This window comes from Klenkia sesuvii (assembly GCF_037083825.1).
In the GTDB taxonomy this organism is placed as follows: Bacteria; Actinomycetota; Actinomycetes; order Mycobacteriales; family Geodermatophilaceae; genus Klenkia; species Klenkia sesuvii.
Genome location: NZ_JBAPLU010000061.1, coordinates 1 through 679 on the forward strand (window position 1 = coordinate 1; position 679 = coordinate 679).

Consider the following 679-nt stretch of genomic DNA (forward strand, 5'->3'; position numbering starts at 1 on the left):
GACTATATCATCGGTCTACACTAGTATTTAGCGGTATATCATTTAGCCAAGCTTAGCGCTTGGCTTTTTTATTGCCTAAAACCACTTAAACCAATATTAACCAATAGTAAATTTTAGTGGCAAATTAACCGGTTAACAAAAGCTTAGGCATAAAAAAAGAGCCACCGAAGTGACTCTTTTGTTTGCTTATTAACGATTAGTCGTTAACTTTAGCAACAACACCTGCACCTACAGTACGGCCACCTTCACGGATTGCAAAGCGTAAGCCTTGGTCCATTGCGATTGGGTGGATTAGCTCTACGTTCATTTCAACGTTATCGCCAGGCATTACCATCTCTGTACCTTCTGGTAATTGGATTGCGCCAGTTACGTCAGTGGTACGGAAATAGAATTGTGGACGGTAACCATTTAAGAATGGGGTGTGACGACCACCTTCTTCTTTTGATAGTACGTATACTTCTGCGTCAAATTTGGTGTGTGGTTTGATTGAACCTGGTTTAGCCAATACTTGACCACGTTGTACGTCTTCACGTTTGGTACCACGTAGTAGTACACCACAGTTCTCGCCTGCACGACCTTCGTCTAGCAGTTTACGGAACATTTCAACGCCAGTACAGGTGGTTTTTGCGGTTGGTTTGATACCAACGATTTCAATTTCTTCACCAACTTTGATGACGCC

1 protein-coding gene is annotated in these 679 nt (G+C 42.4%); it reads right to left on the reverse strand.

The window, feature by feature from the left end; all coding sequences use genetic code 11:
• Positions 1–196 precede the first annotated feature (196 nt).
• Positions 197–679: EF-Tu C-terminal domain-related protein (locus tag TEK04_RS21230; protein WP_336406361.1), on the reverse strand; the 483-nt coding region annotated here is incomplete at its 5' end.